We start from the raw sequence: 26,470 nt of genomic DNA on the forward strand, positions 1-26,470 counted from the left end.
CGGGCGGGGCCGGTGCCGCCCTCCGGCCACCCCCCCCCGCCACCCAATCACGACCGCCCCGCCCGCCCCCCCGGCGGCCGCCCCGCCTTCCTAATTTGCGTCGCGCGGGGGCGCGGGGTGCGCGGGTCCGGGGCAGCGCCCGGACCCGGCGCCGCAGGCTACAGGGCCACGCCCAGGAGGGCGTCCACCGTCCGGGAGACCAGGCCGGGGGCCGACTCGTCGTCGCCCCCCGAGGCGAGCTGACGCTCCACCCAGCGGTCGACGGCCGCCAGCGCGGCGGGGGCGTCCAGGTCGTTCGCCAGGGCCTCGCGGACCTCCTCGACCAGGGCGTCGGCCTCCAGGCCGTCCGGCCGGGACACGGCCGCGCGCCAGCGCTCCAGGCGGGCCACCGCATCGGCGAGGACGGAGTCCGTCCACTCCCAGTCGTCCCGGTAGTGGTGCGACAGCAGGGCGAGGCGGATCGCCGCCGGGTCGACGCCGGCCCGGCGCAGCGCGGAGACGAAGACCAGGTTGCCCTTCGACTTCGACATCTTCGCGCCGTTCAGGGCGACCATGCCGGCGTGGACGTACGCCTTGGCCATCGGGAACTCGCCCGTCAGCACCTGGGCGTGCGAGGCGCCCATCTCGTGGTGCGGGAACGCCAGGTCCGAGCCGCCGCCCTGGATGTCGAAGCCCATGCCCAGGTGGTCCAGGGCGATCGCCACGCATTCGATGTGCCAGCCCGGCCGGCCCCGGCCCAGGGAGGCGCCGTCCCAGCTGGGCTCGCCCGGACGGGCGGCCATCCACAGCATCGGGTCCAGCGGGTTCTTCTTCCCCGGGCGGTCGGGGTCGCCGCCCCGCTCCGCGGAGAGCAGGCGCATCGCCTCGGCGTCGAGGTTCGAGACGCCGCCGAAGTGCGGGTCCGATTCGACCGAGAAGTAGACGTCGCCGTCGAGTTCGTACGCCGCGCCCGCGTCCCGCAGCCGCTCCACCAGCGGCACGATGCCGGGTATGGCTTCGACGGCTCCGATGTAGTGCTGCGGCGGCAGCATCCGCAGGGCGGTCATGTCCTCGCGGAAGAGGGCCGTCTCGCGTTGGGCGAGCTCGGTCCAGTCGTGGCCGTCGCGCAGTGCCCGCTCCAGGAGCGGGTCGTCCACGTCCGTGACGTTCTGGACGTAGTGGACCTGCCGCTTGGTGTCGAGCCACACGCGCTGTACGAGGTCGAACGCGTTGTAGGTCGCCGCGTGACCGATGTGGGTCGCGTCGTACGGGGTGATTCCACAGACGTAGATACGGGCGACGGGACCCGGGGCGAGGGTGATCGTCCCCCGGGTCGCGGTGTCGTGGATCTGGAGGTCGCGGCCCTTGCCGGGCAGGGCGGGGACCTCAGAAGCGGGCCAGGCATGCATGTCTCGAGACTAACCGGACGCATGTTCCGGGAACGAACCGGACCTGCACTGTTGGCTTGATCGACACTCTTGCGATCCGGCCGGTTCTGTGCTTGGCGCGGCGGGCGGGTTCAGACCGGCGGCCAGGGGATCGCCGGCCACTGCCCGGAGGGCTGCGGGTGCGTTCCGGTGCGCAGCAGCTGCGCCACCCGCTCCCGTACGGCGGCCAGCTCGACCGTGGTGATCAGTTCGGCCAGGCGGGTGGCGAGCGGTGCTCCCTCGGCCAGCTCGGCGGCGAGCGAGGCCAGCACCTCGCGTGCCTCGTCCGTCAGCGGCTCGCCCGCCCACCCCCACAGGAGGGTGCGCAGTTTGTCCTCGGCGTGGAAGGTCACGCCGTGGTCGATTCCGTAGAGCCGCCCGTCGGGGGCGGGCAGCAGGTGGCCGCCCTTGCGGTCGCCGTTGTTGATCACGGCGTCGAGCACGGAGAGCCGGCGCAGCCGCGGGTCGTCGGCGTGCACGAGCAGGGCGCTGCGGCCCTCCCCGACCTCGGCGAAGGCGACGGGCTTCCAGCCTTCCCCCGCCTCCTCGCCCTCGACGAGTGCGAGGAGGCCGCCGGCCGGGGAGTCGCCTTCGGGTTCCGCCGATGCGATCCACTGCTGGACCATGCCCTCGCCGTAGGGGCCCTCGCGCAGCACGGTGGTGGGGACCAGGCCCCATCCGGTGGCTTCGGAGACCAGGTAGGCGGCGACCTCGCGCCGGGCGAGGTTCCCGTCGGGGAAGTCCCACAGCGGCCGCTCGCCCTTGACCGGCTTGTACACGCAGTCGGCGCTCACGCCCTCGTACGTGACCGTGCACAGCAGGACGGCGTTGGAGGCCTCGCGGATCTGGCCGACGACGGTCAGCTCACCCTTGGTGAGCAGCTGTTCCCGTTCCCCCGTGGCGCTCACGCCTGGCGCCGGTAGCCGTTCTGGCGGGGGCACACATGGCCCTCGGGGTCCAGCGGCAGGCTGCAGAGCGGGCACGGCGGGCGGCCGGCGTTGACCACGTCCAGGGCCCGCTTGGCGAAGGCCCGGGCCTGGGCGCCGGTGAGGCGGACCCGCAGCATGGGCGGTCCGTTCTCCTCGTCCTGGAGCAGCCGCTCCTCCGCCTCGACGAGGTCCTCGTCCGAGTCGGCTTCGAGTTCCACGAGCGCCTGGGCCTCGACGATCATGCGCTGTTCCTCGCCGTCCCAGGCCAGGGCCATGGTGCCGACGCGGAACTCCTCCTCGACCGGCACGTCCAGGGGCGCGGTGTCGGTGGCTTCGGCGGGGGCGACGGCGGGCACCGGGGCATTGCCGCCGGTGCGCCGTACGACCTCGTCCAGCAGCTCGTCCATCCGCTCGGCCAGCGCCGCGACCTGGGTCTTCTCCAGGGAGACGCTGGTGACGCGGGGGCCGGAGGAGGCCTGCAGGAAGAACGTACGGCGTCCCGGCAGACCGACCGTGCCGGCCACGAAACGGTCCGGCGGGTCGTAGAGGAACACCTGACGGGGCACGTCCAGTCTCCAAGTCTCGGCGGCAGAGGCGGGGGCAGAGCTGCGCGCGTGTGGCTGTTGGTGTCTTTGGGGCCAGTCCACCCTACTGCGCCGTTCGATCACGCCGCTCCCGCGCCGCCCCCCACAACGGCGTTCCCGGCGTCTTCGGCCATTCTTTCCGATGTCACGGCCTCCGCGGCCACCGCGTCGGGCGCCGGCGGGCTCGGAATGAGCGAGCCGAAGTCCCCGGTGTCGCCGAGCCGGAACAGGAACGGCCGGGTGGGCGTGTAGCGGATGGCGGTGACCGAGCAGGGGTCGACATGGATCCGCTGGAAGAGGTCCAGGTGCATTCCGAGTGCGTCCGCGACGAGGGACTTGATGATGTCCCCGTGCGAGCACATCAGGAAGACGGCGTCGCTCCCGTGCTCTTCCTCGATCCGCGCGTTCCACTCCCGTACGGCGTCCACGGCGCGCGCCTGCATGGCGCGCATGGACTCGCCGCCGGGGAAGGCGGCGGCCGACGGATGCTGCTGGACGATCTTCATCAGCGGCTCGTCGGACAGCTCGGAGAGTTTGCGGCCCGACCAGTCGCCGTAGTGGCACTCGCCGATCCGCTCGTCGGTGTGCAGCGCCAACTCCGGCCGGGCGGCCAGCAGCGGCGCGAGGGTCTCCCGGCAGCGTTGCAGCGGGCTGGTGACGGCGGCGGCGAGCGGCACCCCCACCAGCCGCCCGGGCAGCGCGGCCGCCTGCTCGGCGCCGCGGTCGTCGAGGGCCACTCCCGGGGTCCATCCGGCGAGCAGTCCAGCGGTGTTGGCGGTGGACCGCCCGTGTCGTACGAGGATCAGCGTGGCCATGGGGTACAGCCTAGGCCCGTCCCTTTCGGATCATGCCCGGCCTGCCGGGAAAGGCCCTCGGCGCGCTCGCCGACGTGTGGGCGGGCGGTGGGCAGGGAAGAATGCCCCGGGTGATTGTGGACTGCGCGATGTACAAGTCCGGCGCCCGGGCCGAGGGGCCCCGGGACTTCTCGGACGCCCTCGACGAGGCACGAGCGACCGGCGACGCCTTCGTCTGGGTCGGGATGCACGAGCCGTCGGAGAAGGAATTCGACCACGTCAGACGGGAGTTCGGCCTGCACGCGCTGGCGGTGGAGGACGCACTGACCGCGCATCAGCGCCCGAAGCTGGAGGTGTACGACGATTCCCTGTTCGTCGTGCTCAAGCCGGTGCTGTACGACGACGCCACGGACACGGTGACCACCGGCGAGCTGATGGTGTTCATCGGGGACTCGTTCGTGGTCACGGTCCGGCACGGCGAGGGCGCCCCGCTGGCCGCCGTACGGCGCCGGCTGGAGCAGGAGCCGGACGTCCTTCGGCACGGCCCGACGGCGGTGCTGTACGCGGTGTCCGACGCGGTGGTGGACCACTACATCGAGGTGGCGGCCGAACTCCAGGCGGACCTGGAGGAGCTGGAGGCCGACGTCTTCGCCCCGAACGCCTCGGACACCAAGAACACCGCCGCCCGGATCTACGGATTCAAGCGGCAGGTGCTGGAATTCCGCCGGGCGACGAGCCCGCTGCTCCAGCCGATGGACCGCCTCGCCTTCGGAAGCGTGCCTTTCGTGCACGAGCACGCCCGGCCGTTCTTCCGCGATGTCGCCGACCACCTGACGAAGGCGAACGAGTACGTCGAGGGCCTGGACCGGCTGCTGTCGGACGCGCTGGCCGCGCATCTCGCGCAGATGGGGGTCCGGCAGAACGACGACATGCGCAAGATCTCCGCGTGGGCGGCGATGGCGGCCGTCCCCACCATGGTGGCGGGGATCTACGGGATGAACTTCGAGCACATGCCGGAGCTCCGGCAGGGCTGGGGCTATCCGGCGGTGGTGGCGGTCATGGCGGGCATGTGCCTGGGCCTGTACCGGCTGTTCAAGCGCCGGGGCTGGCTCTAGGCGTACTCGGGTTCCGCCGTCGGTGCGCCGCCCAGCGCGTCGCGCCGCTCCGGCATGCGCAGGCCGGCCATCCGGTGCCAGCCGCTGAACCGCTCGTACGCGTACATCCCGCGGATGCCGGCGGCGAGCACGGCGGACTTGGGCGCGGGCCAGTGGAGCAACCGTCCCATGTGGCCCATGACGGCCAGGCTCACGTCCCGGTAGACGGCGATCTCCGCGAGCGCGCTCTCGCGCAGCACCCGGTGGATGGTCCGGCCGTGGCCCGCACGGGCCAGGCGCAGCAACTCCTCGTGGCAGTACGAGAGGTGGTTGTCCTCGTCATGGCTGATCAGGCGGATCGCCCTGCCCACCTCGGGGTGGTCCCCGAAGTGGGTGACCAGCATGTTCATCTGGTCGGCGGCGCGCTGTTCGGTGACCCGGCTGTGCGCCAGGTAAGTGACGATGTCGTCCTCCGTCAGCGACTCCTCCCGACGCAGCTTCTCGTGCGCGAGGCCGATGCCGTTTCGCTCCAGCAGCATCGTGTAGTCGGTCTCGGGAGGTACGGGGACGAGCGGCAGGCCGCGCTTGCGGAGCAGGGCGTTGAAGATCCGCCCGTGCTTGTCCTCGTCGGCGCCGTGCCGGGTGATCTTGGGGGCGAGATCGCGCAGGGAGTCGGGCACCAGGGCCGCGATCCGGGCGTTCTCCCAGCCGCCCTGGGACTCCCCGCCGGCGGCGATGGAGCAGAACAGCTGGAAGGAGTCGTCGTTCTCGATGATCTCCTGGAACAGGCTGCTGGCAGAGAGCATGCACCGAGTCAAACGCCGGTCTGCGGTGCGGGCAACCGATAGGTCGCATTACTCGTCCGAATGAACGAAACCCGACGAGGGCCCCGGGCGCGTAACCCGGCAGGTGTCCGGGGCGTTGTTGGCTGTGTCGGCCGTGGCGGGGAAGACCCCCCGAGCCCCCACCACGGCCGCAGAACCCTTTCCCGGCATCTGACGCCCGGCGTCCGTCGCCCGGCGTCCGTCGCCCGGCGTCCATCGTTTGACGCCCGGCGTCCGGCTTCGCTGGCGGGCGCCGGCCCCGCCGGGGCCTTAGGCCAGTCCGGCGCGGTCCAGGGCCTCGGTGCCGGTGCGCAGGGCGGTCAGCCTCTCCTCCAGCGTGAATCCGGCAGGGGCCAGCGTCAGCGTGGTGACTCCGGCGTCCGCGTAGGCCCGCATCCCGTCCGCAATGCGCTCCACGGAGCCGAGCAGCGTGGTCGAGTCGATCAGCGAGTGCGGGACGGCCGCGGCCGCGCCGGTCTTGTCGCCCGCCAGGTACTTGTCCTGGATCTCGGCGGCTTCCTTCTCGTAGCCCATGCGCTGGGCCAGCTGGTTGTAGAAGTTCTGCTTCCGGCTGCCCATGCCGCCCACGTACAGGGCGGTGTAGGGGCGGAACATGTCGGCGAGCCCGGTCACGTCCTCGCCGACGGCCAGCGGCACGGTGGGGCAGACGTCAAAGCCTTCCATGGTCAGCCCGGCCTTCTCCCGGCCCGCTCGGATGTGGGTGAGGGCGGTGGCCTCCAGGTGCTCGGCCGCCGGGAAGATCAGCAGGGCGCCGTCGGCGATCTCGCCGGTCTGCTCCAGGTTCTTCGGCCCGATGGCCGCGATGTAGAGCGGGATGTGCTCGCGCTCCGGGTGGACGGTCAGCTTGAGCGGCTTGCCGGGGCCGCCCGGCAGCGGCAGGGTCCAGTGCTCGCCCTCGTACGAGAGGCGCTCGCGGCTCATCGCCTTGCGGACGATCTCCACGTACTCCCGGGTCCGGGCGAGCGGCTTGTCGAACTTCACGCCGTACCAGCCCTCGGAGACCTGGGGGCCGGAGACGCCGAGGCCGAGCCGGAACCGGCCCTTGGTGAGCGAGTCGAGGGTGGCCGCCGTCATGGCGGTCATCGTGGGCTGGCGGGCCGGGATCTGGAGGATGGCCGAGCCGACGTCGATGCGCTCGGTCTGGGCGGCGACCCAGGCGAGCACGGTCGGGGCGTCGGAGCCGTAGGCTTCCGCGGCCCAGCAGACGTCGTAGCCGAGGCGGTCGGCCTCCTGGGCGACGGCGAGGTTGTCGGCGTCCATGCCCGCGCCCCAGTAGCCGAGATTGATGCCGAGCCGCATGTGTCGTCCCCTTACCGGTTTACCGATCAGTAACGTCCGTCTGCGGGGACTGTAGCGCGCCAGGGTCCTCCGCGTCAGTGCCCCAGTAGTCTCAGCGCTCATGGAGCAGAGGCATCTCGGCCGCACCGGACTGCGCGTCTCCCGGATCGGCCTCGGCACCCTCACCTGGGGCCGTGACACCGGCGAGGAAGCCACCGCCGAGCAGGTCAAGACGTTCTGGGAGGCGGGCGGCACGCTCGTCGACACCGCCGACGTGTACGGGGGCGGTGAGGCGGAGTACCTCCTCGGGCGGCTGCTCGGCGGGCTCGTCCCGCGCCGCGACCTGGTCGTCGCGACCAAGGCGGGCAGCGTGCCCGATCCGGACCGGCGGTTCGACGGCTCGCGCGGGCACCTGCTCGGCGCGCTGGACGCCTCGCTGGAGCGGCTCGGCACGGACTACGTGGACCTCTGGCAGGTGCACGCCTTCGACCCCGGGACCCCGCTGGAGGAGACCCTGCAGGCGCTGGACCTGGCCGTGAGCAGCGGCCGGGCCCGGTACGCGGGCGTGTCGAACTTCTGCGGCTGGCAGCTGGCGAAGGCGGCGACCTGGCAGCTCGCGGCCCCGGGGGTCCGGACCCGTCTCGCCTCGACCCAGATGGAGTACTCCCTCCTCCAGCGGGGCGTGGAGCGGGAGGTGCTGCCGGCCGCGCTGGACCTCGGAGTCGGCCTGCTGCCGTCCTCGCCGCTGGGCCGCGGGGTGCTGACGGGCAAGTACCGCGACGGGACCCCGGCGGACTCACGGGGCGCGTCGCAGACCCTGGCGCCGTTCGTGGACCCGTACCTCGACGAGGCGGCGGGCCGGATCGTGGACGCGGTGGTGACGGCGGCTCAAGGGCTGGCCGTGACCCCGCTGGAGGTCGCGTTGGCCTGGATCCGGGACCGGCCGGGCGTGGTCGCGCCGATCGTCGGCGCGCGGACGTCGGCGCAGCTCGCGGCGGCTCTGTCGGTGGAGGCCCTTACTCTTCCGGAGGAGATCTGCCGGGCGCTGGACGATGTTTCGGCGCCCGTCCACCGCTACCCCGACCAGGACTGGAGCACGCTGTGAGTACGGACCGCCGGCCCGCCGATACCGCTGCCACGGAGCAAGCGGAAGAACTGGCCGCCGCCGAGTCGGCCCCGACCGCACCGAGCACCACGGAGCCCGCGCCCGCCCGGGCGCCCGCCGCCCCAGGCGTGGAGCCGCCGGGGGCGGCCGAGCCGGGGGCGGCCGGCGCCGAAGGGGCGGAAGGGGCGGAAGGGGCCGAAGGGACGGAGGCGGAGCCCGAGGCCAGCACGGCGGGCACGGGCGACGCCGCGGCCGACGCCGGCGGGACGGCGCCCGCGCTCAGTGAAGCCGCCGCCGAGTTGGCCGCGCAGAAGGTGGAGCGGGAGCGGATCGCCCGGCGCAAGGCCGAGCGGGAGGGCCCCGTCGAGGCCGGCGCGAAGCTCAGCGGGAAGGCCGCCGATCTGCTGGCCGCCGTACGGGCCGTGGAGAGCGGGGAGAAGCCCCCCGCCGTCTACTTCGACGAGGCCCCGGCCGCGCCGCGCAAGACGGCGGCCCCCCCTCCCGCGCCGCCCCGCATGCCGGCTCCCGCTGCCGCCCCCGCGGCGGTCCCGGCGGCGGCCGTCGAGGACGTACGGGCCGTCCTGGCCCGCGGTGGCGCCCCCGAGGCGCTCGCCGGCGCGGCCGCGGCGGCCCTGGGCGAGGGCGCCGCCGAGCTCCTCGCCCAGGACCCCTGGCGGCTGCTGTCGGTCGCCGGAGTCCGCCCCACCCAGGCGGACGGCTTCGCGCGCGCCCTGCTGGGCCCCGAGGCGGGTCCGGGGGACGAGCGGCGCACCGGCGCCCTGGTGAGCTGGCTGCTCGCCCAGGCCGCGCTCAAGGGACACACCGCGCTGGAGGCTCCCGTCCTCCGGTCGGCGCTGGCGCAGTACGCCGTGCCGGATCCGGCCGCGGCACTGGAGCAGGCCATCGGCGAGGGCGCGGTGCTGGTGTTCCCCGAGCCGCTGGGCCCGCCGGTCGCGGAATCCGAGGAAGGCGAGCAGCCGGTACGTCTTCTGGTGGGCCTGGAGGGATACGCGATGGCCGAGGAGAGCCTGGCCGACGGCCTGGCCCGCCTCGCCAACACCTTCGACAGCCCGGCGGACTGGGAGAAGGCCGCCGCGGCCGCGCCGAATCCGTCCGCCGGCGAGCTGATCCGCGCGGTCGCGCGCCACGGCCTGGTCACCCACACCGGCGGCGAGGCAGCCCGCGCCGAGCCGTTCGCCCTGCTGGCGGCCGCCCGGGAGCTGGGCCTGCGGGCCTGCCTGGCCGCGCACGCGCCCGGCGGGCCGGATTCCGTGACCGTGGCGGGCCTGCTGTCGGGGGCGGAGGGGCCCGGACGGGATGCGGACGGGCAGTTCGCGCTGGACCTCCTGGTGGTCCTGGACGCGCCGCAGCTGGACGTGGAGACCGCGGCCGCGCTGGTGGAGTCCGTCCCGGACGGCGCCAGGCTGGTGCTGTCCGGGGACCCGGGGGTGCTCGGGTCCGCCGGGCCGGGCCGGGTGTTCGCCGATGTGCTGGCGGCCCGCATCTGCCCCGGGCTGGTCTCCCGCACTCCCGACCCGGGTCCGCTCGGCGAGCTGGTCTCGGGGGTGGGCGTCGGGGAGCTGAACCAGGTCGACGCCCCGGGCAAGGAGGTCGTCATCGTCCCGGTGCGCGACGCCGGGGAGGCCGTGCACCGCGCCGTGCAGCTGGTGGCCGAGTCGGTGCCGCGGGCGTTCGGCATCCCGGCGGACAGCGTGCAGGTGATCACCCCGGGCCATGGCGGCTCCGCGGGGACCCGCGCGCTGAACGCCGCCCTCAAGGAGCGGCTGAATCCCGGCCCCGGCCGGTTCGGCGGCTTCGACCCCGGCGACCGCGTCGTCCACGTGCCCTCCCCGGGGCGGGCGCTGCCGGCCCGGGTGGTGTCCGCCGACGCGGAGGGGTTGCACCTGGACCGCGCGGGCGCACGGGTCGTCGTACCGAAGGAGCAGGTCGAGTCGCGGGTGCGGCACGGCTGGGCCGTCACGGCGCACCAGGCCGTGGGCGTGCGCTGGCCCGCGGTGGTCGTCGTCCTGCCGGGAGACGCGGCGCAGGCCCTCTCGCGGGACTGGGTGTACACCGCGTTCGGGCGCGCCGAGCGGCATCTGTCGGTGGTGCACGGCGTCGACCAGGCGCTGCCGGTCGCGGTGGCGGAGGTGCTCCCGAAGCCGCGGACGACCCGGCTGACGGGCCTGCTGTCGGCCCTCACGGCGGCGGCGCGGGAGCAGGCCGAGTGACACGCGGCCCCCGCCCGGTGGGGCGGGGGCCGCGCTGTCCGGCGGGGATCCCGCCTGGTCAGGCCGGGGTCAGGCCGGGGTCAGCCCCGGCTTCGCATCCTCGTCCGCTTCATCCGCTCCATCCGCTCCATCCGCTTCTTCCTCGTCCGCTTCTTCCTCGGCTTCTTCGGCTTCTTCGTCCTCGTCGAAGACGGAGCTGACGTCGAAGCGGTGCAGCACATCCTCGGGGTCCGTGTGCTCGAAGGGTGAGTCGAGCCACTCCCCCGGTTCCGCCGCCTCCTCCGAGGCCGCGATCCACAGCGTGGAATCGCCCTCCTCCAGACCGAACTCCCGGTAGCGGGATGCGATCTCGTCGGGCTCGTACTCCCCGAAGAGCACGCCCAGCGCACCGGCGGTGCCACCGTCCAAGGCGAGTTCGGCGTCCCGGTCGTGCGCGGCGACGCGCTCGGCCTGGGCGATCAGCCGTGCCGGCTCGACCACGGCGTAGTCGCGGCGGATGAGCACGCTGAAGGCGGCGGGCTCGGCCGGGCCGGTGTACGGGGCACCGTCCTCGGGGGGCGTGGGGATCTCGAACGGGGTGACCTCGTCGTACCGGTCGTAGAGGAGTTCGTCGTACTCCTCGGCCGCGGCGGCGAGTTCGTTGAAGGCGGCGTAGACGTTGGGGTCCTCGTCCCCGATCCGGCTCTCGACCGCGGCGAGGTGACGGTCGAGCGCGGCCTTGACCGCCTCGGCGGCGGCGCGTACCTCGGCAACAGTGGGCAGAGCGGCATCAGACATAGAGCAGACGCTATCCGTAGCAGGGGTCTGCCCGCACAATAGATGCGATGCCGGAATACGAATTTGTCGACGTGTATGTGCCCCGCGGCGTTCCCCGCAAGGAGGCGACGCGCCTGTTGACCGATCATGCCGAATACGGGAACTGGGAGCTCGACCGACTGAGTCTGCACCGGGACGGCAGCCGCCGCGTACGTCTGCGCCGCCGGATCATCCGCCAGGTCCGTGCGACGTGGTGACGCGGGCCCCGGGGGCGGGGCCCGCGTGGTGAACAGCCCTCAGGCGGCGGTGCGGCCGCGCCGGTAGAGCACCGCGCCTGCCAGCAGCAGACCGCCGGCGAGCGGGACACCCACCGTCAGGGCGTCTCCGCCGCCGGTGGCGGCGAGTTCGATCTCCTCGCGGGGGGTACCGGTTCCCGTGGCGGGGTGGGTGACCGGGGTGACGGACCCCGAGGCCGGGCTGATCGAGGTGCCCGGCTTGGCGGGCTTGCCCGGCGTACTGGGCTTCCCGGGGTGGTTGTCCGGGTTCTCGACCCCCGGCTTGCCGGGCTTACCGGGGTGGTCGTCGTCGCACGGCTCTTCGCCGCCGCCGCCCGGCTTACCGGGCTGACCCGGCTGGCCCGGCTGGCCCGGCTCTCCCGGGCCCCCCGGGTGACCCGGGTGGCCCGGCTGCCCGGGGTGGCCGGGGTGGCCCGGATTCCCCGGCTCTCCCGGGTTACCGGGGTGGCCCGGCTGGCCCGGACCCCCGGGGTGGCCGGGGTTCCCCGGCTGGCCCGGCTGGCCCGGCTGGCCCGGCTGGCCCGGCTGGCCCGGGTTCCCCGGACGGCCGCCGTGGTCCGAGGAGTTGGAACAGTGGTTTCCGAAGGCCGGGTTCAGCAGGCCGATGACGGAGACCGTGTTGCCGCAGGCATTCACGGGCACGTCCACGGGCGCTTGGACGTTGTTCCCGGAGAGCACGCCCGGGGAGTTCACGGCATGCCCTGAGGCGTCGGAACCCGCGTGTGCGTAGCCCCCGCCCATCGCGAGGACACCCCCCGCGGCAGCCATGGTGATCAGAGTCTTCCTGGTGACCTGTGCCGGTCGTCGCATGTGCATTCGTCCCCTGTGTATACGTTTTCGGCGATGGTTTCGACGTACTGGCCGTACAGGCTCCCCCCGCCCCGTACGTCGAAGGGTGAGGAGTCGGGCCGGAAAGCCAGCAGCCCCGGAGCGCTGAAATGCGCTCCGGGGCCAAAACTTCAGAGGCGTCAGCCGTTGACGCAGGTGTTGCCGAAGGCCGGGTTCAGCAGGCCGATGATGTTGACCGTGTTACCGCACACGTTCACCGGAATGTGGATGGGAACCTGGATGACATTGCCGGACGCGACACCGGGGGAGCCGATGGCCGCACCGTGGGCACCGGCATCGGCGACAGCCAGGCCCGCACCCGCGAGAACCAGGCCACCGGTAGCAGCCGCAGCGGCGACAACCTTCTTGATCATTGTTCCTCCTAGTAGGCAAATGCGGTCCCAGCCGCGGACCGCATCACCTGTAACGAGGAGGGATCACCGGGGCTACGAGCGTATGAGTGCATTCACTCTTCTCAGTGGAATGCGCACGCCCGTCCGATTTCAGGCGTGGTCGATGAACCGGTCGAGCACCCGTGCGCCGAACTTGAGCCCGTCCACCGGCACCCGTTCGTCCACGCCGTGGAACATCCCGGCGAAGTCCAGCTCCGGAGGCAGCCGCAACGGCGCGAAGCCGAAGCAGCGGATGCCGAGGTCGTCGAAGGACTTGGCGTCGGTACCGCCCGAGAGCATGTACGGGACCGCCCGCGCGATCGGGTCCTCCGCCTTGAGGGCGATCTGCATGGCGTCGACGAGCTTCCCGTCGAAGTCCGTCTCCAGGGCCTTGTCCCCGTGCACGTCCTCCCGCTTCACGCGCGGGCCGAGGATCCGGTCGAGGTCGGCGAAGAACTCGTCCTCGTAGCCCGGCAGGAAGCGGCCGTCTACGTGGGCGGTGGCCTGCCCCGGGATGACGTTGACCTTGTAGCCGGCGCCGAGCATCGTCGGGGCGGCCGAATTCCGCAGGGTCGCGCCGACCATCTTGGCGATGCCGCCGAGCTTGGCGAGGGTGGCGTCCATGTCGTCCGGGTCGAGCGGCGTCCCCAGCGCGTCCGAGAGCTCGTCCAGGAAGGACCGTACGGTCTTGGTCACCCGCACCGGCCACGTGTGGCGGCCGAGGCGCCCCACGGCCTCGCACAGCTCCGTGATGGCGTTGTCGTTGTTGGTCATGGAGCCGTGGCCCGCGGTGCCCTCCACCGTGAGCCGCATCCAGTGCATGCCCTTCTGCGCGGTCTCGACGAGGTAGAGCCGCAGGTTCTCGTTGACCGTGAAGGAGAAGCCGCCGACCTCGCCGATCGCCTCGGTCACGCCCTCGAAAAGACCCGGGTGCTTGTCCACCAGGTGCCGCGCCCCGTACACGCCTCCCGCTTCCTCGTCGGCGAGGAAGGCCAGCACGATGTCCCGCGGGGGCTTGCGCCCGCTGCGCATGCGGTCGCGTACGACGGCCAGCGTCATCGCGTCCATGTCCTTCATGTCGACGGCGCCCCGGCCCCACAGGCACCCGTCGGCGATCTCCCCCGCGAAGGGGTCGTAGGTCCAGTCGGCCGCGTTGGCCGGAACCACGTCGGTGTGCCCGTGGATCAGCAGCGCCGGCCGCGACGGGTCCTCGCCCTCGATCCGCGCGACGGTCGAGGCGCGCCCCTTGTGCGACTCGAAGATCTGCGGCTCCAGCCCGACCTCGGCGAGTTTCTCGGCGACCCACTCCGCCGCCTTGCGCTCGCCGGGGCCGGAGTGGTCTCCGTAGTTGCTGGTGTCGATCCGGATGAGATCCCGGCAGAGGTCGACGACCTCGTCCTCGCCGGAGACGGCCTTGCCCGCGCTCGACTCGCTCACGCTGCTTCCTCCCACTGCTCAGTACCGAACTGCTCCCATCCTCCCGCTCCGGGCCGTTCTCCCCAAGGGCGGTCCCGGCCGACGGGGGGTGTGATCGGGGCCGCCGGAATGTTTGGTAATGTTTTCCACGTCGGAACGGCCCAGCGCCGCGAGACAGACACCTTGTCCGGGTGGCGGAATGGCAGACGCGCTAGCTTGAGGTGCTAGTGCCCTTTATCGGGCGTGGGGGTTCAAGTCCCCCCTCGGACACCAGAGAAGGACCCCGCTTCGGCGGGGTCCTTTTTCGTTGTCCGCTTTCTCGTCCGCGTGTGTGCCGGTACGAGGCCCCCGCGCGCGGGGGCCTCGTGGGCGGGCGGGGCCGTCAGCGGCGGGCCGCGGCGATTTCGGCCACGCGGCCGCGGACCAGGAACCAGCCGCCGACCAGGGCCGCGCCGATGACCGGGACGAACATGACGGTCGTACGGCCGACGCCGCCGTCACACCACATCAGGACGAGGACCGTGAGGAGGAAGCCCAGCGTGATGATCTGGGTGTACGGGGCCCAGGGCAGGCGGTAGGCCGGGCGTTCGAGCTTGCCGTCGCGTGCGTTGCGCCAGAAGTGGAGCGAGCAGAGCATGACCATCGCCCACGTGCCGAGGATGCCGAGGGAGGCGAAGTTCAGGACGATCTCGAAGGCGTCCTTGGGCATGAACCAGTTGAGGCCGACGCCCGCGATGCCGAAGGCCGCCGTGAAGAGCACTCCGCCGTAGGGGACCTTGCCCTTGTTCATGCGGGCGGTGAACTTCGGCGCGGAGCCGGACATGGCCATCGAGCGCAGGATGCGGCCGGTGGAGTAGAGGCCGGAGTTCAGGCTGGAGAGCGCCGCGGTCAGGACGACGAGGTTCATGATGCCGGCGGTGCCGGGGATGCCCAGCTTGTCGAAGACCGTGACGAACGGGCTCTGGCCGGAGGAGTACGCGGTGTACGGCAGCAGCAGGGCGAGCAGGACGACGGAGCCGACGTAGAAGATACCGACGCGCCACATGATCGAGTTGATCGCCTTCGGCATGATCTTCTCGGGGTTCTCGGTCTCACCGGCCGCGACTCCACAGAGCTCGACGGAGGCGTACGCGAAGACCACGCCCTGGACGACGAGGAGCATCGGGAGCACGCCGGCGGGGAAGAGGCCGCCGTTGTCGGTGATCGTGGCGAGGCCGGGGGTGTGGCCGCCGATCTCGTGGCTGGTGGCCACGAGGTAGATGCCGACGAGCAGGAAGATGACCAGGGCGCCGACCTTGACGATGGAGAACCAGAACTCCATCTCGCCGAAGTACTTCACCGAGATCAGGTTCGCGGTGAGGACGACGGCGAGGGCGATCAGGGCCAGGACCCACTGCGGGACGCTGGTGAACATCGACCAGAAGTGCGCGTAGGTGGCGGCGGCGGTGATGTCGGCGACGGTCGTCGTGGACCAGTTCAGGAAGTACAGCCAGCCGGCGGTGTAGGCGCCCTTCTCCCCCATGAACTCGCGCGCGTAGGAGACGAAGGCGCCGGAGGAGGGCCGGTAGAGGACGAGCTCGCCGAGGGCCCTGACGACGAAGAAGGCGAAGACACCGCACACCGCGTAGGCGATCGCGAGGGAGGGGCCGGCGCCCGCGAGGCGGCCGCCCGCGCCGAGGAACAGGCCGGTGCCTATCGCCCCGCCGATCGCGATCATGTTGATGTGGCGGGACTTGAGGTCCTTGCTGTAGCCCTCGTCACCGGCGTCGAGATGGCGGGGCGACGCCGGGGCGGGAGCCTCGGTCAAGGTGCGGTCACTCATGTACGGGTTCGCCTTCGTGGGGGTCGGACAGCAGGTCCGGGCCGCCGCGCGAGGAGGCTGGGTGGTGTCCCCTCTGCGGCGGGTCCGGTGATTTTGTCGACCCAGGAGACCATGAGCTTCCGCCACCCTCCAAAATCTGCCTGTGCACAGAAGCCCCCGACGACCTTGGAAACAGGTGTCGGGGGCTTCGTGGGTGATGGAAAGCGAGGCGGCCACTCAGTCGGCCGGGGTGGCCTCCGCTGCCTGGTCGAGGCGGAAGGCCTCGTTCCCCAGGCCGATGCGGGCGTGAACCTCGGGGCGCCGGCTGCGCAGCACCACTCCGTAGAGCAGGCCGGTCACGACGGCGGCGCCGATGATGCCCGGCAGGGCCCAGCTGAGGGCCGAACCTTCCTCGGCGCCGACCAGGACGCCGAAGTCCTTGACGGTGTAGACGGCGATGGCGAGCAGGGCGAGACCGGCTGCGCCGGCCGCGAGGAGCCGCCAGACCTGGGCGCCGGCGGTGCCGCGGCGGACGAAGAAGGCGATGACGGCGAAGGAGGCGGTGGCCATCAGGAGGGTCACTCCGAGGGCGCCGACGCTGCCCATCCAGGTGAACAGGTGCAGGACGGGAGCGGTGGGGTCGCCGGCCGGCATGTCGTCGGTGACGGCGAAGGCGACGACGATGAGGGTGGCGACCACGGTCTGCAGGAGGGAGCCGGTGCCGGGGGCGCCGGTGCCGGCGTTGGTCCGGCCGAAGGCGGCCGGGAGCAGGCCCTCGCGGCCCATGGCGAAGGCGTAGCGGGCGACCACGTTGTGGAAGCTGAGCATGGCGGCGAACATGCCGCTCACGAAGAGGACGTGCAGGACGTCGGTGAAGGTGCCGCCGAGGCGGTCGGCGGTGAGCTGGAAGAGCAGGCCGGGACCTGCCTCGGCGGAGGTCTTGACGACTTCGGCGGGGCCGGTGGCGACGGTCAGGGCCCAGGCGCTGAACGCGAAGAAGAGGGCGACGAAGCCGACGGCGAGGAACATCACGCGGGAGACGACGATGTGCGGCTTGCTGGTCTCCTCCGCGTAGACCGGGGACTGCTCGAAGCCGACGAAGGCGGCGATGCAGAAGCAGAGCGCCGTGCCGAGGCCGGCTCCGCTGAGGGTCTCGGGGTTGAAGGCGTGGAGCGAGAGGCCTTCGGGGCCGGGGTCGGCGAGCGCGGCGACGTCGAAGACGACGACGAGGGCGCACTCGATGAGGAGCAGCACACCGAGGACCTTGGCGTTGAGGTCGATCTTGAGCCAGCCGAGCGCTCCGGTGGCGGCGACCGCGGCGAGGGCCGGTATCCACCAGGCCAGTTCGATCTTCAGGTAGGTCGCGAAGAGACCGGAGATCTCGAAGCCGAGGATTCCGTAGACGCCGACCTGCATGGCGCTGTACGCGACGAGGGCGACGAGCGAGGCACCGGCGCCCGCGGTGGGGCCGAGGCCGCGGGCGATGTACGCGTAGAAGGCGCCGGCGTTGTGGACGTGCCGGCTCATCTCGGCGTAGCCGATGCTGAAGAGCGCGAGGACGATGCCGAGGATGACGAACAGCAGCGGCTGGCCGACGATGCCCATGACGCCGAAGGTCGTGGGCATCACCCCGGCGACGACCATCAGGGGCGCGCTGGCGGCGAGCACGGAGAGCAGCAGGCCGGCCGTGCCGAGGCGGTCGGCGCGCAGGGCCCGGTCCTGGCCCTTGTACGTACGGATCTCGGCCGGGTCTTTGAGCGTGGTGGAGCTGCCCGTCGGCATGGCGGCGTCCTTTCCGGGTGGAGGTCTTTCGGGGCTGGGGGTGCGGTGGAGGGGGGTGGCGCGGAGCGTGATGCGGGAGGGGAGGGTGGCGAGGGGGGTCAAGCGGTGCCGAGTGCGGCGCTGCGCGCGGCGAGGAAGGCCTTGTGCGGGTCGAGGTCCGGGTAGGACCAGGGGGCCCGGGTGGCGTGGCTGCCGATGCGGTGGAAGAGGGCGGCGGCCTCGGCCGGGCGGCCTTCGCAGAGCTTGGCGTGTGCGAGGAAGTTGAGGTCGACCCGGTTGCGGGGGTGGTCCTCGCGCTCCCACTCCAGCCACCAGTCGAAGGCGGCGCGCAGGACCTGGCGGGCGCGGCGGCCGGACCAGTGCTGGGTGGCGCTGTCGAAGGTGTGGCCGTGGGTGGCGGCCAGCACCCGGTAGCGCTCGGCGTGCGCGATGACGGGGAGCACGGCTAGCGGCGAGTCGGCCGGGGACTCCTCGGCGGCCCAGGCGGCGAAGTCGTAGACCTCGTGGAGCGGGTCGTGGCCGGAGGCGGGGGTGCGCTCGGCCAGCTTGGCGACCATCAGGTGGTGGGCGTGGTGGTGCTCGCGGTGGCGGGCCCGCACCTGGTCGAAGTGGCGGCTGAACTCCTCCTCGGTACCGAAGGCGCGGGAGAGGAGGAGCAGGCCGAGCCAGGGGGTCGGGTCCGCGGGGAGCAGGGCGGCGGCGCGGCGGCAGGCTTCCTCGGCGGCGTCGGGTGTGCCCTTGCGGCGCAGGGCGGTGAAGACGGCGGCGCAGGCGAGGAGGGTGGCGGCGTCGGCGCTCTCCGGTTCGGCGAGCAGCCATTCGCGGGCCCAGGCGCCGGCCGCCGGGGTCTCGGCGAGGACCACGACGCGATGGCCGCGGCGGTCCCAGTCGTCGCCGGTGCCGACGAGGAGGGAGCGGGCCTTGGACCAGCGGCCCTGGGTGAACTGGGCGCGCACGTCGACCAGTTCGGCGTCACAGAGGGCCGGGTCGAAGAGCTGTGCGTCCCGCTTGCGGGCGCGGCCGAGGGGCGGCGGAGGCGGGGACATCCGCGGTTTTCCCTCCAGAACGCGGGCGGTCGAGCGTGAGCGGACGAGCAGGAGCGGCGAGCATGAACGGACGGGCAGAACGGGCGGGCACCAGCGTGACCGAATCGCGTGCAGGATGCACGCGAGCGGTGCGGCCGGTGGCGCGAGGACCATACCGGTGAGCGATCCGGATGATCACGCACAGCAAACCGGCAGGCACAGCTCCGCGTCAAGGTCCAGTCCACTGCGTGGCGGGTTTCAACTGCTCGGGTCGAGGGGAGAGTTGGTCCATTCGTTCCGGTTCGCGACATCGGCCCGACTCCGCCTTAGGCTGGGCGCATGACCGCGTACCACGACCTCCCCCCGTACCTGCTGGGCTTCCCCGGGCCGCTGCGCGACCAGCTGGTGGCGGCCGTGCTGAGCGGGGCGAAGACGACGACCACCGGGCTGCTCGCGGCCTATGAGGCAGAGGACGAACCGCTCCCCGAGGCGGGGCGGCGGACGGCGCTGATGGACTCCGAGGACCGCCCGGTGGCCGTCCTGGAGGTGACGGACGTACGGGTCCTGCCGCTCGGCGCGGTGGAGTTGCGGCACGTACAGGACGAGGGCGAAGGGTATGCGTCAGTGGCCGAATGGCGATCCTCGCACGAGAGCTTCTGGCACGGGGCGCAGCTGCGCGAGCTCCTCGGCGACCCGGGCTTCACGGTCGACGACGACACCCTGGTCGTCGCGGAACGCTTCCGGATCGCCGAGATCCTGCGCCGGCCCTGAGCGGCGAGGCGCCCGGCGGTCGGCGGTCGCCCGCGTCGGCAGCCGGCCGCGTCGGCAGCCGCCCGCGGGTCAGCCGACCGCCTTCGCCGCCGCGCGGCCCGCCGCCCGGCCCGAGAAGATGCACCCGCCGAGGAAGGTGCCCTCCAGCGCGCGGTAGCCGTGGACGCCGCCGCCGCCGAAGCCCGCGGCCTCGCCCGCCGCGTAGACGCCGGGCAGCGCTTCGCCGGCCCCGGTGAGGACGCGCGAGGAGAGGTCGGTCTCCAGGCCGCCCAGTGACTTGCGGGTCAGGATCGAGAGCCGGACCGCGATGAGCGGGCCCGCCTCGGGGTCCAGGATCCGGTGCGGGGCGGCCGTCCGGATCAGTTTGTCGCCGAGGTACTTGCGCGCGCCGTGGATGGCCGTCACCTGAAGGTCCTTGGTGAAGGGGTTGGCGATCTCCCGGTCCCGGGACGTGATCACGCCGCGCAGCGCGGCCTCGTCAATCAGGTCCTCCTTCGTCACGGCGTTCATCCCGCGCACCAGGGCGGACAGGTCACGCTCGACGACGAAGTCGGCCCCGTTGTCCATGAACGCCTGGACGGGCCCCGGTACGGCCTGCCGCGCGCGGTCGATGACACCCCGGACCGACCTGCCCGTGAGGTCCGGGTTCTGCTCGGAGCCGGAGAGGCCGAACTCCTTGCCGATGATGCGCCGGTTGAGCACGAACCAGGTGTGGTCGTGGCCGGTCTTCATGATGTGGTCGAGGGTGCCGAGGGTGTCGAAGCCCGGGAAGAGCGGCACGGGCAGCCGCTTGCCGGTCGCGTCCAGCCACAGGGAGGACGGGCCGGGCAGGATGCGGATGCCGTGCTTGCCCCAGATCGGGTTCCAGTTCTGGATGCCCTCGGTGTAGTGCCACATCCGGTCCTTGTTGATGTGGCGCGCGCCCGCCGCCTCCGCGATGCCCAGCATCAGGCCGTCCACGTGCGCCGGGACCCCGGAGAGCATCCGCTCCGGCGGGGTGCCCAGCCGCGCCGGCCACTGCTCGCGCACGAGGTCGTGGTTGCCGCCGATGCCGCCCGAGGTGACGATCACGGCCTGGGCCCGGAGGGAGAAGGCCCCGGCGCTCTCGCGGCTGCTCGCGGTGCCCCGTACGGCGTCGGACGGTTCCAGGATCTCGCCCGTCACCGTGTCCACCGCACCGGCCGTACGGGAGAGCCCGGTGACCCGGTGGCGGAACTTCAGCTGGACCAGGCCCCGGGCCACCCCCGCCCGGACGCGCCGCTCGAAGGGCTCCACCAGGCCGGGGCCCGTGCCCCAGGTGATGTGGAAGCGGGGGACGGAGTTCCCGTGTCCGTCGGCGTCGTAGCCGCCGCGCTCGGCCCAGCCGACCACGGGGAAGAAGCGGACGCCCTGCGCGTGCAGCCAGGACCGCTTCTCGCCGGACGCGAAGTCGACGTAGGCCTCGGCCCAGCGGCGCGGCCAGGCGTCCTCCTCGCGGTCGAAACCGGCCGTGCCGAACCAGTCCTGGAGGGCGAGGTCGCGGCTGTCCTTGATCCGCATCCGGCGCTGCTCGGGCGAGTCCACGAAGAACAGTCCGCCGAAGGACCAGTGCGCCTGGCCGCCGAGGGACTGCTCCGGCTCCTGGTCGAGCAGGATGACCTTGCGCCCCGCGTCGATGAGTTCGGCGGTGGCCGCGAGGCCCGCCAGGCCGGCCCCGATCACGATCACGTCTGCGTCGTACGTCATGCGTCAACCGTCCTCCGTGGTGGGTGGGGCGATCCTTGGCTACGGAGCGGTAACCAGTCAACAGCGGTGGTTGGATGAGTCCTGTGAGTGCCGCTGATGAAGTGCTGGACGTGGTGGACCGGGACGACCGGGTGACGGGGCAGGCCCCGCGCGGCGAGGTGTACGGCCGCGGACTGATCCACCGGTGTGTGTTCGTGCGGGCCAGGGATGCGCGGGGGCGGATCTTCGTACACCGGCGGACGGCGTCGAAGCTGGTGTTCCCCTCGCACTACGACATGTTCGTGGGCGGGGTGGTCGGCGCCGGCGAAACGTACGCGGAGGCCGCCCTGCGGGAGGCCGGGGAAGAGCTCGGGGTGCGGGGGCTGCCCCAACCCGTGCCGCTGTTCAAGTTCCTGTACGAGGGTCCGGGCGGGGCCTGGTGGTCGTACGTGCACGAGGTGCGGTGCGAGCTGCCGGTGCGGCCGCAGACGTCGGAGGTGGCCTGGTACGACTTCGTCGGCGAGGACGAGCTGGCCCGGCTGGTCGCGAGCGGGGATCGGGCGTGGGTGCCGGACGGGCTGGAGGCGTACCGGCGGCTGCGGGAGTTCCGCGCACCGGACGCGTAAATTGCGGGGGTGATCGATTCCCCGAAGGGCGGCTTCCTGCGCGATGTGCGCCTCTGGTTCGCGCCGGAGCGGCTGAAGGGCGAGGGCCAGACCCCCGACTACCGTTTCTCGCTGGCCAACGAGCGGACCTTCCTGGCCTGGATCCGGACGGCGCTGGCCCTGGTGGGCGGCGGATTCGCGGTCGACCAGTTCCTGCCGGACCTGCGGTGGGCGGTGCGCGCCGGGATGGCCTTCGCGCTGCTCGCGGTGGGCGCGGCCTGCGCGCTGCGGGCGGTGAACCACTGGGTGCGGTGCGAGCGGGCGATGCGCCGCGGTGAGGACCTGCCGCTGTCCCGGTTCCCGGTGGTGCTGAGCGCGGGGGTGGGGCTGGTCGCGGTGACGATGGTGGTGCTCGTGATCCTGGGCTGGACGACGGGGCGGTGAGCGGGCCCGCGCCGGAAGCGAGCGGTCCCGCTCCGCGGGATGCCGGGCTGCAGCCGGAGCGGACCCGGCTCGCGTGGCGGCGTACGACGCTGGCGTGCTCCGTCGTCGCGGTGCTGGCGCTGCGGCAGGCGCTGCGCGGGTCCGGTTCGCCGGTGGAGGTGGCCGGGGCGGCGGTCATCGCGCTGATCTGGCTGGCGTTCCTGGCGGTGGCGCACCGCCGGGTGCGGGCGCTGGCGGCGGTCCGGCCGCCGGGGCTGGCGCCGCGGGCCGCGCTGGCGGTGGTGGCCTGCACGGTGGCGCTGGCGATGCTCGCGGTGGCGATGATCATCTGAACTGCCGGTCCGATGATCCGGCTTCTCCGCGCCACCGGGGACATAACGGTCTATCGACGACTCTTCGGACTAGCCTCGGCGGCATGACGACCCACCTCGAACACCCCACGCACGAGCACGCGCACGGCGCGGACTGCGGCCACCGCGCGGTTCCGCACGGCGACCACGTCGACTACGCGCACGACGGCCATCTGCACCGGGCGCACTCGGGGCACTGGGACGAGTGCGAGAGCATGGGACACACCGCCCACGACGGCCACGAGCACGCGCACGACGCGGACTGCGGCCACGACTCCGTGCCGCACGGCGACCACGTCGACTACCTGCACGACGGTCACCGGCACGCCGCGCACGACGGCCACTACGACGATCACTGACCGGGATCGACGCGGTCGCCGACTCGAACCAGCGACTCGACCGCGACTCGACCACCGAGCCGGCCGGGAGCCGAGCCGGCCGCCACGGATCCTCCGCGCGCTGCCCGCCCTGACCCTCTCTGCCCCTCTCTGCTCCTCCCAGCCCCACCCCTTGCCCACGCGTCGACGACCGGCCATCCGGCCACATTCCACCCCGCCCTCCCCCACCGCCCCGACGGGCTGGCAGGATGCTGACCGCCCGTCACGCCCGCCCGGGGGGAGCACAGATGACCGTCGCAGAGCCGTATCTCGTCCAGCCCGCGACCGGGGTGTACGCCTACGTCCAGCCGGACGGCGGCTGGTGCCTCAACAACGCCGGCTTCGTGACCGACGGCGGACGGACCCTGCTCATCGACACGGCCGCGACGCAGCGGCGGGCGCTGGCCCTGCGTGAGGCGGTCGCGGCGACCGGGGCGCCGCTCCCCCGCACGGTGGTGAACACCCACCACCACGGCGACCACACCTACGGCAACAGCCTGTTCGCCCCCGAGGCGCTGATCCTCGCGCACGAGAGCTCGCGGGCCGAGCAGCTCGCGGCCGGGCGCCAGCTGGAGATGATCTGGCCGGCGACGGACTTCGGCGCGATGGAGATCACCGCGCCCGATCTCACATACAGCGAACGGATGACCCTGCACGTGGGCGATACGGAGGTGCGGGTCATCCACCCCGGCGTGGCGCACACCACCGGGGACTCGATCGTGTGGCTGCCCCGGCAGCGGGTCGTCTTCACCGGCGACCTGGTCTTCGCCGAGGGGACGCCGTTCCTGGCGATGGGCTCGCTGTCCGGCTCGCTGCGGGCGCTGGAGCTGCTGCGCTCGCTGGGCGCGCGGACGGTCGTGCCGGGCCACGGGCCCCTGACCGATTCCTCGGCCTACGACACCACCGAGCGCTATCTGCGGTACGTGGCCGAACTCGCCCGGGAAGGCCGGGCGAAGGGGCTGACCCCGCTGGAAACGGCCCGGCAGGCCGATCTCGGCGAGTTCGCGGCCTGGCGGGAGAGCGAGCGGCTGGTGGCGAACCTGCACCGCGCCTACGCGGAACTCGCCGGGGAGCCGGAGGGGGCGCCCCTGGACATCCTGGCGGTCCTGAAGGACATGACGGTGATGAACGGGGGCACGCCGATCCTCTGCCACGCGTGACATTGCGGGCATGCGGTGCACTTTCCGCCCGCGCTCTGGACGGCATACCGACTGGTCGGCATGATGAGGTGCGGCAGTGCCGCGTTCTCCCGGCCCCGCCTCTCCTCGTCCCGTGTCCCGCCCCCTCGGAGGTGCCCCACCATGACCCCAGCCCCAGACTCGGCTTCAGCCGGCCCCCGGGGCCTCGATCTGCAGCGGCTGCGCGGTCATCTCGACCGGGCACGGCCCGGACTCCTGGCCGGGCCGCTGCGCGGCCGGCTGATCGAAGGCGGCCGGTCGAACCTCACGTACGAGATCACCGACGGGACCGCCCGCTGGGTGGTGCGCCGGCCGCCGCTCGGGCACGTGCTGGCCACCGCGCACGACATGCGGCGTGAGCACCGGGTCATCGAGGCGCTGCACGGCACGGCCGTACCGGTGCCCGAACCGCTGCTGCTGTGCGAGGACGACTCCGTGCTCGGGGCGCCGTTCTACGTCATGGAGTACGTGGACGGGGTGCCGTACCGGACGGCCGGCCAGCTCGCCGCGATCGGCCCCGAACGCACCCGGCAGGCGGTGCTGGCCCTGGTGGACACCCTGGTCGAGCTGCACGCGGTGGAGCCGCAGGCGGCGGGGCTGGGCGATTTCGGCCGGCCGGAGGGCTTCCTCGACCGGCAGCTGCGCCGCTGGGGCAAGCAGCTCGCCGCATCCCGGGGCCGGGACCTCGCCGGGATCGACGAGCTGCACGGCGCGCTCGGCCGGACCCTGCCCGACTCCCCCGCTCCGACCGTCGTGCACGGGGACTTCCGGCTCGACAACGTCCTCATCGGCGGCCCGGACGACACGATCCGAGCGGTGCTGGACTGGGAGATGTCCACGCTCGGCGATCCGCTGACCGACCTCGGACTGCTGGTGATGTACAGCTCGGACCTGGGCCTGACCTCGTCTCCGGTCAGTACGACGAGCGGGGCGCCGGGGCATCCCACGCCCGCCGAGCTGATCGCGCGGTACGCGGCCCGCTCCGGCCGGGACACCGGCGCCATCGCCTGGTACACGGCCTTCGCCTGGTTCAAGCTCGCGGTGATCCTCGAAGGCATCCACTACCGGTTCACGCTCGGGCAGACCGTCGGCGCGGGCTTCGACCGGATCGGCGAGCTGGTCCCGGTCTTCATCGAGCACGGTCTGACCACCCTCCAGGAACTCCAGGAAGGCTGAGGCACACTCATGGACTTCGCATTCGACGCCCGGACCGAGGAACTCCGCGAGCGGCTGCTCGCGTTCATGGAGGAGTACGTCTACCCGGCGGAACCGGTCGCCGCCGAGCAGCGCGCGCGGCTGGCCTCGCCCTGGGACACCCCGGCCGTCTTCGGGGACCTGAAGGCCGAGGCACGCCGTCAGGGACTCTGGAACCTGTTCTTCGTCGACCAGCACGGCTCGCCCGGTGCCGAGTACGGCGCCGGCCTGACCAACCTCCAGTACGCACCGCTCGCCGAGATCACGGGGCGCAGCCCGCACCTGGCGCCGATGGCCACCAACTGCGCGGCCCCCGACACCGGAAACATGGAGCTGCTCGCGCAGTTCGGGAACGAGCAGCAGAAGAAGCAGTGGCTGGAGCCGCTGCTGGCCGGGGAGATCCGCTCCGCCTTCGCGATGACTGAGCCGGAGGTGGCCTCCTCGGACGCGACGAACATCGAGACCCGGATCGAGCGGTCCACGAGCGGCGACGGTGACGGTGACGAGTACGTGGTCACCGGTCGCAAGTGGTTCATCTCCGGGGCCATGAACCCGGACTGCAAGGTCTTCATCGTGATGGGCAAGACCGACCCGGACGGCTCCGATCCGCGCCGCCAGCAGTCGATGATCCTCGTTCCACGGGACACGCCCGGGGTCGAGGTGCGCCGGGCGATGACCGTGTACGGGTACGCGGACCACGACCACGGCGGTCACGCCGAGGTCGTCTTCGACGGGGCGCGGGTCCCCGCGGCGAACCTCATCGGCGAGGAGGGCAGCGGCTTCGCCATCGCCCAGGCCCGGCTCGGGCCGGGCCGGATCCATCACTGCATGCGGCTGATCGGCATGGCGGAGCGGGCCATCGAGCTGATGTGCCGGCGCGCCGTGGGACGTACGGCTTTCGGCAAGGAACTGGCCGCGCAGGGGGTCGTGCAGAACTGGATCGCGGACGCCCGGGTCACGGTGGAACAGCTGCGGCTGCTGGTGCTGAAGACGGCCTGGCTGATGGACACGGTCGGGAACCGGGGCGCGCACACCGAGATCCAGGCCATCAAGATCGCGACCCCGCGGGCGGTCGTGGGGATCCTGGACCAGGCGGTGCAGTTGCACGGCGCGGGCGGCGTGAGCCAGGACTTCCCGCTGGCGGAGCTGTGGGCGGCGGCGCGGACGCTGCGGCTGGCCGACGGGCCGGACGAGGTGCACCAGCGCTCGCTGGCGCGGCGGGAACTGAAGCAGTACCGGGGCTGAACCTCGGCGGCCCGGGCGGGCGCGGGCCGCGCCCGGTGCC

26 protein-coding genes and 1 tRNA gene are annotated in these 26,470 nt (G+C 72.5%); 13 read left to right on the top strand and 14 right to left on the bottom strand.

All coding sequences use genetic code 11. The features are described 5' to 3' along the window. Positions 1-158: 158 nt before the first annotated feature. From mshC to ABZX75_RS27670, 4 genes are all read right to left on the bottom strand, one after another. A complete protein-coding gene (gene mshC / locus ABZX75_RS27655; RefSeq protein ID WP_355415157.1) occupies positions 159-1,388 on the bottom strand; it encodes a cysteine--1-D-myo-inosityl 2-amino-2-deoxy-alpha-D-glucopyranoside ligase in 1,230 nt (409 codons plus the stop codon). Between the two features lie 110 nt (positions 1,389-1,498). Beyond that, complete coding sequence (locus ABZX75_RS27660) at positions 1,499-2,347, bottom strand: SCO1664 family protein (RefSeq protein WP_355415159.1); 849 nt, start codon at positions 2,345-2,347, stop codon at positions 1,499-1,501. Next, the gene (locus ABZX75_RS27665; protein ID WP_355415161.1) at positions 2,311-2,901 is read right to left on the bottom strand and encodes a DUF3090 domain-containing protein; all 591 of its coding nucleotides are present in this window, start codon (positions 2,899-2,901) and stop codon (positions 2,311-2,313) included. The genes ABZX75_RS27660 and ABZX75_RS27665 overlap by 37 nt, the downstream gene beginning before the upstream one ends. Positions 2,902-2,999: 98 nt before the next feature. Then, positions 3,000-3,734 carry a histidine phosphatase family protein gene (locus tag ABZX75_RS27670; protein ID WP_355415163.1) on the bottom strand — a complete coding sequence of 245 codons (735 nt, stop codon included), beginning with the start codon at positions 3,732-3,734 and terminating at the stop codon, positions 3,000-3,002. A 101-nt stretch (positions 3,735-3,835) separates the two neighbouring features. Here ABZX75_RS27670 and ABZX75_RS27675 point away from each other — a divergent pair, with 101 nt between their 5' ends. Continuing rightward, positions 3,836-4,828, top strand: a complete 993-nt coding sequence (locus ABZX75_RS27675; RefSeq protein WP_355415258.1) for a magnesium and cobalt transport protein CorA — start codon at positions 3,836-3,838, stop codon at positions 4,826-4,828. Here ABZX75_RS27675 and ABZX75_RS27680 read toward each other — a convergent pair. Continuing rightward, positions 4,825-5,613 (bottom strand): ferritin-like domain-containing protein, encoded by a 789-nt coding sequence (locus ABZX75_RS27680; RefSeq protein ID WP_355415165.1) that lies wholly within the window; start codon positions 5,611-5,613, stop codon positions 4,825-4,827. The two genes, ABZX75_RS27675 and ABZX75_RS27680, sit on opposite strands and share 4 nt — an antisense overlap. 288 nt (positions 5,614-5,901) lie before the next feature. Further along, a complete protein-coding gene (locus ABZX75_RS27685) occupies positions 5,902-6,951 on the bottom strand; it encodes an LLM class F420-dependent oxidoreductase (protein WP_355415167.1) in 1,050 nt (349 codons plus the stop codon). Between the two features lie 100 nt (positions 6,952-7,051). On the opposite strand from ABZX75_RS27685, the gene ABZX75_RS27690 reads away from it, so the two are divergent. Then, positions 7,052-8,035, top strand: coding sequence for an aldo/keto reductase (locus ABZX75_RS27690; RefSeq protein WP_355415169.1), 984 nt, complete (start codon positions 7,052-7,054; stop codon positions 8,033-8,035). A gap of 128 nt (positions 8,036-8,163) precedes the next feature. Then, a complete protein-coding gene (locus ABZX75_RS27695) occupies positions 8,164-10,266 on the top strand; it encodes a helix-hairpin-helix domain-containing protein (protein WP_355415260.1) in 2,103 nt (700 codons plus the stop codon). A 69-nt stretch (positions 10,267-10,335) separates the two neighbouring features. Here ABZX75_RS27695 and ABZX75_RS27700 read toward each other — a convergent pair whose 3' ends face one another. After that, on the bottom strand, positions 10,336-11,043 hold the full coding sequence (locus tag ABZX75_RS27700) for a hypothetical protein (RefSeq protein WP_355415171.1): 708 nt from the start codon (positions 11,041-11,043) through the stop codon (positions 10,336-10,338). Positions 11,044-11,090: 47 nt separating this feature from the next. On the opposite strand from ABZX75_RS27700, the gene ABZX75_RS27705 reads away from it, so the two are divergent. Beyond that, complete coding sequence (locus ABZX75_RS27705; protein ID WP_073774709.1) at positions 11,091-11,279, top strand: DUF5703 family protein; 189 nt, start codon at positions 11,091-11,093, stop codon at positions 11,277-11,279. A 39-nt stretch (positions 11,280-11,318) separates the two neighbouring features. Here ABZX75_RS27705 and ABZX75_RS27710 read toward each other — a convergent pair whose 3' ends face one another. The 3 genes from ABZX75_RS27710 to ABZX75_RS27720 all read right to left on the bottom strand — a co-directional run bounded on the left by ABZX75_RS27710 (position 11,319) and on the right by ABZX75_RS27720 (position 13,975). Next, positions 11,319-12,086, bottom strand: coding sequence for a chaplin (locus ABZX75_RS27710; protein ID WP_355415175.1), 768 nt, complete (start codon positions 12,084-12,086; stop codon positions 11,319-11,321). 200 nt (positions 12,087-12,286) lie between these two features. Then, positions 12,287-12,520: a chaplin gene (locus ABZX75_RS27715; protein ID WP_355415177.1), complete on the bottom strand. Its 234-nt coding sequence runs from the start codon at positions 12,518-12,520 to the stop codon at positions 12,287-12,289. A gap of 129 nt (positions 12,521-12,649) precedes the next feature. Continuing rightward, positions 12,650-13,975 carry a M20/M25/M40 family metallo-hydrolase gene (locus ABZX75_RS27720; protein WP_355415179.1) on the bottom strand — a complete coding sequence of 442 codons (1,326 nt, stop codon included), beginning with the start codon at positions 13,973-13,975 and terminating at the stop codon, positions 12,650-12,652. Between the two features lie 164 nt (positions 13,976-14,139). Between ABZX75_RS27720 and ABZX75_RS27725 the strand changes: the two genes are divergently transcribed. After that, positions 14,140-14,227: transfer RNA gene (locus tag ABZX75_RS27725), tRNA-Leu, on the top strand. Between the two features lie 109 nt (positions 14,228-14,336). Here ABZX75_RS27725 and ABZX75_RS27730 read toward each other — a convergent pair. The 3 genes from ABZX75_RS27730 to ABZX75_RS27740 all read right to left on the bottom strand — a co-directional run bounded on the left by ABZX75_RS27730 (position 14,337) and on the right by ABZX75_RS27740 (position 18,583). After that, positions 14,337-15,776 (bottom strand): amino acid permease, encoded by a 1,440-nt coding sequence (locus ABZX75_RS27730; RefSeq protein ID WP_355415181.1) that lies wholly within the window; start codon positions 15,774-15,776, stop codon positions 14,337-14,339. Between the two features lie 216 nt (positions 15,777-15,992). Then, positions 15,993-17,537 (bottom strand): APC family permease, encoded by a 1,545-nt coding sequence (locus ABZX75_RS27735; protein ID WP_355415183.1) that lies wholly within the window; start codon positions 17,535-17,537, stop codon positions 15,993-15,995. A 98-nt stretch (positions 17,538-17,635) separates the two neighbouring features. Beyond that, positions 17,636-18,583, bottom strand: a complete 948-nt coding sequence (locus tag ABZX75_RS27740) for a hypothetical protein (protein WP_355415185.1) — start codon at positions 18,581-18,583, stop codon at positions 17,636-17,638. Between the two features lie 318 nt (positions 18,584-18,901). Here ABZX75_RS27740 and ABZX75_RS27745 point away from each other — a divergent pair, with 318 nt between their 5' ends. Further along, positions 18,902-19,333 carry an ASCH domain-containing protein gene (locus ABZX75_RS27745; RefSeq protein WP_355415187.1) on the top strand — a complete coding sequence of 144 codons (432 nt, stop codon included), beginning with the start codon at positions 18,902-18,904 and terminating at the stop codon, positions 19,331-19,333. Positions 19,334-19,402: 69 nt separating this feature from the next. Here ABZX75_RS27745 and ABZX75_RS27750 read toward each other — a convergent pair whose 3' ends face one another. Then, entirely contained in the window at positions 19,403-21,058 is a 1,656-nt protein-coding gene (locus ABZX75_RS27750) for an FAD-binding dehydrogenase (RefSeq protein WP_355415190.1), read from the bottom strand. A gap of 74 nt (positions 21,059-21,132) precedes the next feature. Here ABZX75_RS27750 and ABZX75_RS27755 point away from each other — a divergent pair, with 74 nt between their 5' ends. The 7 genes from ABZX75_RS27755 (at position 21,133) to ABZX75_RS27785 (ending at position 26,430) form a co-directional block, all read left to right on the top strand. Further along, on the top strand, positions 21,133-21,663 hold the full coding sequence (locus ABZX75_RS27755) for an NUDIX domain-containing protein (RefSeq protein WP_355415192.1): 531 nt from the start codon (positions 21,133-21,135) through the stop codon (positions 21,661-21,663). Positions 21,664-21,675: 12 nt separating this feature from the next. Continuing rightward, positions 21,676-22,086, top strand: a complete 411-nt coding sequence (locus tag ABZX75_RS27760) for a DUF202 domain-containing protein (protein ID WP_355415262.1) — start codon at positions 21,676-21,678, stop codon at positions 22,084-22,086. Beyond that, the gene (locus tag ABZX75_RS27765) at positions 22,083-22,418 is read left to right on the top strand and encodes a DUF202 domain-containing protein (RefSeq protein WP_355415194.1); all 336 of its coding nucleotides are present in this window, start codon (positions 22,083-22,085) and stop codon (positions 22,416-22,418) included. Before ABZX75_RS27760 ends, ABZX75_RS27765 begins: the two co-directional genes overlap by 4 nt. Before the next feature lie 83 nt (positions 22,419-22,501). Continuing rightward, on the top strand, positions 22,502-22,795 hold the full coding sequence (locus tag ABZX75_RS27770) for a hypothetical protein (RefSeq protein ID WP_355415195.1): 294 nt from the start codon (positions 22,502-22,504) through the stop codon (positions 22,793-22,795). A 266-nt stretch (positions 22,796-23,061) separates the two neighbouring features. Next, positions 23,062-23,973, top strand: a complete 912-nt coding sequence (locus ABZX75_RS27775) for an MBL fold metallo-hydrolase (RefSeq protein ID WP_355415197.1) — start codon at positions 23,062-23,064, stop codon at positions 23,971-23,973. A gap of 141 nt (positions 23,974-24,114) precedes the next feature. Continuing rightward, positions 24,115-25,167: a phosphotransferase family protein gene (locus ABZX75_RS27780; protein ID WP_355415199.1), complete on the top strand. Its 1,053-nt coding sequence runs from the start codon at positions 24,115-24,117 to the stop codon at positions 25,165-25,167. Between the two features lie 9 nt (positions 25,168-25,176). Further along, entirely contained in the window at positions 25,177-26,430 is a 1,254-nt protein-coding gene (locus ABZX75_RS27785; RefSeq protein WP_355415201.1) for an acyl-CoA dehydrogenase family protein, read from the top strand. The last annotated feature ends 40 nt before the right edge of the window (positions 26,431-26,470 follow it).

The sequence above is a fragment of the Streptomyces sp. NPDC003038 genome, assembly GCF_040611115.1.
Taxonomy (GTDB): domain Bacteria; phylum Actinomycetota; class Actinomycetes; order Streptomycetales; family Streptomycetaceae; genus Streptomyces.